5 protein-coding genes are annotated in these 4,853 nt (G+C 64.5%); all 5 read right to left on the bottom strand.

Going from position 1 to position 4,853, the window contains the following annotated elements; translation table 11 throughout:
- The coding region (locus MUO23_08050; protein ID MCJ7512907.1) for an FAD binding domain-containing protein at positions 1-560 on the bottom strand (560 nt) is incomplete at its 3' end.
- Positions 561-565: 5 nt separating this feature from the next.
- Positions 566-1,474 (bottom strand): NAD(P)-dependent oxidoreductase, encoded by a 909-nt coding sequence (locus MUO23_08045; GenBank protein MCJ7512906.1) that lies wholly within the window; start codon positions 1,472-1,474, stop codon positions 566-568.
- A 26-nt stretch (positions 1,475-1,500) separates the two neighbouring features.
- Positions 1,501-2,646 (bottom strand): MBL fold metallo-hydrolase, encoded by a 1,146-nt coding sequence (locus MUO23_08040; protein MCJ7512905.1) that lies wholly within the window; start codon positions 2,644-2,646, stop codon positions 1,501-1,503.
- Positions 2,647-2,781: 135 nt separating this feature from the next.
- Positions 2,782-3,843: an alcohol dehydrogenase catalytic domain-containing protein gene (locus MUO23_08035; protein MCJ7512904.1), complete on the bottom strand. Its 1,062-nt coding sequence runs from the start codon at positions 3,841-3,843 to the stop codon at positions 2,782-2,784.
- A 49-nt stretch (positions 3,844-3,892) separates the two neighbouring features.
- Positions 3,893-4,780, bottom strand: coding sequence for a 4-hydroxy-tetrahydrodipicolinate synthase (dapA, locus tag MUO23_08030; GenBank protein MCJ7512903.1), 888 nt, complete (start codon positions 4,778-4,780; stop codon positions 3,893-3,895).
- Between the last annotated feature and the right edge of the window lie 73 nt (positions 4,781-4,853).

Genomic DNA, 4,853 nt, shown 5'->3' with positions numbered 1-4,853 from the left:
GTCAGGGCGGCGCGGCGGCCGATCTTGGCGTAGGCCGAGCCCTCATTCCTGCCGGTGGGGGTGATCAAGATCTCCGTCAGGATCTCGCCCGGCTGGATCACGGTCTTGTTCGGCCCGAGGAAGAACTCCGCCAGCGGCACGACCCGCTTGCCCCGGCTGGAGGCCAACACCACCGACGCTCCCAGGCCGAGCATGGCGCACACCGTGTCCCCGGCCGGCGAGGCCGTGCACAGGTTGCCACCCAGCGTCGCCAGCGAGCGCACCGGCGGGCTGGCCATCTTGGCCGCCGCCTGCGCCAGCGCCGTGGCCTTCTCCTGCAGCAGCCTGGACGAGCCAGCCGTCTGCATGCGAGTGGCAGCGCCGATATGGATCTGGCCGTCCTGCAGCCGGATGTACTCCAGCCTCAGCTTGCCGACCCACAGCACGCTGTCCGGGATCTTGAACTCGATGTTCATGTCCCGCACCAGGTCCGTGCCGCCGGCCAGCACTTTGAGGCTCGAGCCGTGTTTCCCTTTCAGCTGAAGGGCTTCCTTCAGCGTGGTGGGGGCGAAGTACTGCATGTCCTTCACGCTACTCCCTCCTCTCGAGGAGCCGAAGTCCCCAAGCCGGAAAGCTCTGCCAACAGGCAGTAGATCGCAATCGCGTCTTCCTCACCGTGGCCGCGGGACTGGGCGGTGCTGAACAGCTGGTGCACGGCGGCGGTCACGGGCAGCGGGGTGCCGCTGGCATGCCCCATCTCGATCATCAGCCCCAGGTCCTTCTTCATGTGCTTGAGCGGGAAGGCCGGGGTGAAATTGCCGGCGGTGATGTTGCCCACCTTGCGCTGGAGCAGGTTCGAGACCACGCCGCTGGCCAGGATCACGTCGCCCATCGTCCTGACGTCGATCCCGCCCTTGGCGGCCAGCGCCATCGACTCGGCCAGCGAGGCCAGCTGCGCCCCGACCAGCAGATTGAAGGCCAGCTTGGTCGTGGCGCCGGCGCCCTGTGGCCCCATGTAGAACAGGTGCTTACCCATGCAGCCCAGCAGGTCCTTGTAACGCTCGAATAGCTGGCGATCGCCGCCGACCATGATCCCCAGCGTGCCGTCTTTCGCCGGACCGGTGCTGCCGAAGACCGGGGCGTCGAGCATGTTCCAACCGTCGGCCGCAATGCGCCCGGCGTTGCTTTTCGCCTGTTCGGGCGAAATCGTGCTCATGTCAATCAGGACGCTGCCCGGCCGGCCGCCGACCAGTAGCCCCTGCGGTCCGTCGAGCACGGCCCGCACGCCTTCGACGTCGGTCAGCATGGTGATCACCACCTCGCTGGCCCGCGCCACGTCGGCCGGCGTGGAGGCGACCTGCGCCCCTAGAGCCGCCAGCGCTCGGGCTTTGCCGGCGGTTCGGTTGTACACCGTCAGCGCGTGCCCGCTGCGGACGACGTTGGCTGCCATCGGCGCACCCATCAACCCCAATCCGATAAACCCTACTTTGGCCATGCGAAATCCCTGCCCGGCTCCTGTGACTAGTACGGCACGAAGTCGCCGCGCTTCTTGGCGGCTTCCATCGCTGGCTCGCCATACTCCCACGACATCTCGGGCCGGTAGCGCTCGCGCCAGTCGTCAAACTTCATCCTGCCGATGTCGGCCTGAACGGGGAACACCCACTTCACGCCCCACTGCGGGATGATGATCTTCAGGTCCGGCACGTGGCGCTTGGCGACCCACACGACCTCTTCCGGATCGACCGTGGTGTTGCCCCAATTGTCCCAATGCATCGGCATCAGGACTTTGGCGCCGATCGCCTCTGCCGTGCGCACGGCGTCGTAGGGGGTCATCTTGTCCGTCCCCCCGGGCGCGTTGTAGCCGATGTTCAAGGAGAGAACGTCGATGTTGTACTTCTTGAAGGTGACATAGGCGTTCTGGAACAGCGAGTCCGCCAGATGGCAGAAGTTGTGGCCACCGATCTTGAAGAAGAAGGTAACCGAGACATCATCGAACGGCCGGCGGATCCCCGGCTCGACCTTGACCCCCGGGCCTCCGGTCATGGTGGCAATCCGGTCGTAGTTCGGCAGGATATCGACCTGCACGTCTTTGAACTTGTAGCTCTGCCCCGGCCGGACGATGTTGATCCGGTCCTCCGGCACCTGGAAGACACGCATGCGCTCGACCGAAGACAGCGGGGCATAGAACGGGCACTTGCTGGTTTGGGTGGTCGCCTTCAAGGTGTAGATGTCGGTGTGGTCGGCATGCTGGTGCGAGCAGAACACGCCATCCAGCGTCTCAAAACCGAAGATGTCGATCACCTGCGGGTTCAGCCGCATCCAGTCGATGGTCGGCGAGCCCGTCGTGCGGCACACACCGCAGTAGGCATACTCGGTGTAGTGTGCAGGGCCGGCGTAATTGTCGACCAGGAGCACTGCCCCGCCGGGCGACTTGAGCACAAACCCCATGCCGCCCGTCCACCAGAAGGCATAGGTGCCTTTCTCGACCTGGGTGCTCTCGATCTGCTTGTTGAGGAACTGGCCCCACTCCGGGAAGCACTCGATCGCCCAGCGGATGCGGTCCATCGGGCGGTCTTTGTTCAACAGGTAGTCGCCCTGCATCGTGCCGCGGCCGTCGCCGACGATCTCGATCTCGTGGTAGTTGATCTCATCACCTTTAGAACCCATGCCTACAACTCCTCTCCTGCCCACATGACGAGCTGGACAACCGGAAGGCCCCTGCCCGGAGCCGGGGCGGAGCGTGAGCCGCATTGGCCTGCTATCTGCACCCGCCCACTTGCCAATCTCCCCTGCCGCATCCGCTCAGGGTGTGCCGTTCGGGTGCAGCATGATCTTGATCCCCTCCCGGCTTCCCGTCGTTAGAAGCTTGAACCCTTCGTCGAACTTCTCCAGCGGCAAGCGGTGGGTGATCACCGGGCTCGGATCCAGCTGACCCGAGGCCAGCAGCCCGTCCATCAGCCGCCAGGTGTCCCACATATGACGCCCGGCAACCCCGCGCACCGTGACCTGCCGCAGGATGATCGAGAAATTGATATCCAGCTCGACCGGCTTGGGGCTGATGCCGAACAGGGTCACTCGCCCGCCCTTGCGCACCGAGTCGAAGGCGTTCTTGATCGATGCTGCGGCTCCTGCCATCTCGAGCACGACATCGGCGCCGAGGCCGCGGGTGTCATCCTTGATCGCCTGCACGAAGTCCAGGCTGTCGTTGATGTTGAAGACTGCCTCGGCGCCCATGCGCTTGGCGACCTCCAGCCGGCTGGGCACCATCCCGACCAGCGAAACCTTGCGCGCCCCGGAGGCGCGGGCCACACCCGCCGCCAGCAGGGCCATCGGCCCATCGCCGTAGATCACGACGTACTTGGCCGTGACCGGCTCGATCAGCACCGCCTGGACCGCTCCACCCAGCGGCTCCATGATGCCCCCGATATCCGGGTGCACCTCGCGTGACAAATGCCAGAGCGAGGTCTCCGGCACGGCCACGTACTGGGCAAACGAGCCGTCGACATCGTTGCCGAAGATCTTTAGGTTCTGGCAGATATGCTGCAGCCCCATCTTGCAGACTTCGCATACACCGCACACGATGTGACTGTCGGCGGTGATGTAATCGCCCACCTTGAACTCCCGCACGGCGGGGCCGACCTCGATGATCTCGCCGCTGAACTCATGTCCGATGGTCAGCGGTGGTTTGAGCCTCCGCTGGGCAAACTCGTCCCAGTTGTAGAAATGGATATCAGAGCCGCAGATGGCGGTTGAGAACACCTTGACCAAAGCCTCGTCCGGCTTGATCGATGGGATGTCGATGTCGACCAGATCCAGCCCCGGCTGCGTGCGGGTCTTGCGTACCGCCTTCATTGTTCCTTTCATCCTTCTACCTCCCACCAGCGTGCCAGAGCGGCGCCTTCCGAGTCCAAACTTAGATCGCTCCCATGTCCTTGAGCACACCTTTCAGCCGTGCCCGCTGTTCAGGCGTCAATGGCCCGATCGGTGAGCGAGCCGGGCCGCCTTCCATGCCCATCAGGTCGAGGGCCTCTTTGATCACCACCGGGAAGGAGCCCCAGGTGAAGGCCAGGCGCAGCGGCGCCAGCGCCCGCTGGGCTTGCAGCGCTCCCGGCAGATCGCCGGCGATGAACTTGTCGTAGATCTCGGCCACCAGCGCCGGCTTGACGTTGCCCGTGGCGGCAATCCCACCGCGGGTGCCGTACAGCAGGCCGGCGTAGATCAACGTGTCTCGGCCCATCAGGACGGAGAACTCGGGCGGAGCGGCCCGGATGTACTCCGCTGTCAGCTCCAGATCGCCGCTCGAGTCCTTCAGGCCGACAATCCCCGGCACCCTGGTCAAGCGTTCCAGCAGGCCGACCGAGATCTTGACGCCGGTGCGGGCCGGATTGGTGTACAGCAGGATCGGGATGTCGACCGCTTCCGCCACGGCCTGGTAGTGATCGAACAGCTGGTCATCGCTGGGCGAGATGAAATACGGCGTGAGGATCGAGACCGCATCGACCCCAGCTTCCTTGGCCATCCGGGTCAGAGCAATCGTCTCGCGGGTGGTGACCCCGACGGTGCCAGCGTACACCGGCACCCGGCCGCGGGTTTCGTCTACAACCGCTTCCCAGATCCTCCGTTTCTCCTCCGGTGTCAGCGCCCAGAACTCACCCTGGCTGCCGACGGCGAAGACGCCGTGAACCCCGCCCTCGATGCAATGGTTGACCAGCCGGCGCAGGGCCTTCTCGTTGACTTCCTGTTCCCGGGTAAATGGCGTCACCATGGCCGGGATGATGCCGCTGGGTGGAGACTTCAGCATGTAGGGCTCCTTGTTCTCGAAAGCAGCTAGAGACTAGTATCTAGCGACTACCTAGCTGCTGGCTGCTAGTCGC

The sequence above is a fragment of the Anaerolineales bacterium genome, from assembly GCA_022866145.1.
GTDB lineage: Bacteria > Chloroflexota > Anaerolineae > Anaerolineales > E44-bin32 > PFL42.
Note: the sequence above shows the minus strand (reverse complement) of the source record. Positions and strands in the feature narration are given on the sequence as shown.

Coding starts and splice junctions, on each gene's coding strand:
- MUO23_08045 (MCJ7512906.1), bottom strand. CDS start 1,474: ATGGCCAAAGTAGGGTTTATCGGATTGGGGTTGATGGGTGCGCCGATG.
- MUO23_08040 (MCJ7512905.1), bottom strand. CDS start 2,646: ATGGGTTCTAAAGGTGATGAGATCAACTACCACGAGATCGAGATCGTC.
- MUO23_08035 (MCJ7512904.1), bottom strand. CDS start 3,843: ATGAAAGGAACAATGAAGGCGGTACGCAAGACCCGCACGCAGCCGGGG.
- dapA (MCJ7512903.1), bottom strand. CDS start 4,780: ATGCTGAAGTCTCCACCCAGCGGCATCATCCCGGCCATGGTGACGCCA.